Raw genomic sequence first — 1,378 nt, 5'->3', positions numbered from 1 at the left:
CGTTCTTGGCTTTGAGGTGTTCAAAGGCCTCATCGCGCCAGGCAGGATACCAATCCGGCTGCATTTTCCCTCCGCCCGGTCCCGTAAATCGTTATCGCACGCTCAGCGTCCTACGCACCGCATCGCGCCATCCGGCGAGCTTTGCCGCGCGCGTTGCGGCGTCCATCTGCGGCTTGAAGCGCCGCTCCAGCGCCCAGCTCTTGGCGAATTCCTTCGCTTTCGGCCAGACACCCGCCTTCGACCCGGCAAGCCAGGCGGCGCCCAGCGCGGTCGTCTCCAGGATCGTCGGACGGTCGACCGGCGCGTCGAGAATGTCGGCTAGCCGCTGCATGGTCCAGTCGGACGCCACCATGCCGCCGTCGACTCGAAGCACCGTCTTGGCCGAGGCGCCTTTCCAGTCCTTGCGCATCGCATCGAGCAGGTCGCGCGTCTGGAAGGCGACCGATTCAAGTGCGGCGCGTGCAAACTCAGCCGGACCTGAATTGCGCGTCAGGCCGAAGATCGCGCCGCGCGCATCGGCGTCCCAATGCGGCGCGCCAAGACCGACGAAGGCCGGCACCAGATAGACGGCTTGCGCCGGATCGGCGGTCGCGGCCAGCGCACCGCTTTGCTCGGCCTTGCCGATCACCTTGATGCCGTCGCGCAGCCACTGCACGGCGGCGCCCGCGATGAAGATCGAACCCTCCAGCGCATAGGTGGTCTTGCCGTTCAGCCTGTAGGCGATCGTGGTGAGCAACCGGTTCCTCGAGCGCACCAGGTCCGTGCCGGTGTTGAGCAGCGCAAAGCAGCCGGTGCCGTAGGTCGACTTCATCATGCCGGGCTCGAAGCAGGCCTGGCCGATCGTCGCCGCATGCTGGTCGCCGGCGACGCCGAGGATCCGCATCTCGGCGCCGAAGAAGCTCTTTTCGGTGACGCCGAAATCGTCGGCGCAATCCTTCACCTCAGGCAGGATTGCTGCCGGTATGTTCAGGATCGAGAGCAGCTCGTCGTCCCAGACATTCTTCTCGATGTTGTAGACCAAAGTGCGCGAGGCGTTGGTGGCATCGGTGGCGTGCACTTGGCCGCCGGTCAGCCGCCAGATCAGGAAACTGTCGATGGTGCCGGCGAGCAATTCGCCCTTCTCGGCGCGCTTCCTTGCGCCCTTCACCTTGTCCAGCATCCAGGCGATCTTGGTGCCGGAGAAATAGGGATCGAGCAGCAGCCCGGTCTTCTTCGTGAATTTTTTCTCCAGCCCCTGCTTCTTCAGCTTCTGGCAAAGCGGCGCCGTGCGCCGATCCTGCCAGACGATCGCATTGTGGATCGGCTTGCCGGTCGCCTTGTCCCAGATGACCACCGTCTCGCGCTGGTTGGTGATGCCGATCGCGGCGACATCCGATGC

At 64.7% G+C, this 1,378-nt stretch carries 1 protein-coding gene; it reads right to left on the bottom strand.

All coding sequences use genetic code 11. The annotated features are described in order from the left end of the window. Window positions 1-91: 91 nt before the first annotated feature. The coding region (glpK, locus tag EOD07_RS34445) for a glycerol kinase GlpK (RefSeq protein WP_127238356.1) at window positions 92-1,378 on the bottom strand (1,287 nt) is incomplete at its 5' end.

This window comes from Mesorhizobium sp. M2C.T.Ca.TU.002.02.1.1, assembly GCF_003997225.1.
Note: the sequence above shows the minus strand (reverse complement) of the source record. Positions and strands in the feature narration are given on the sequence as shown.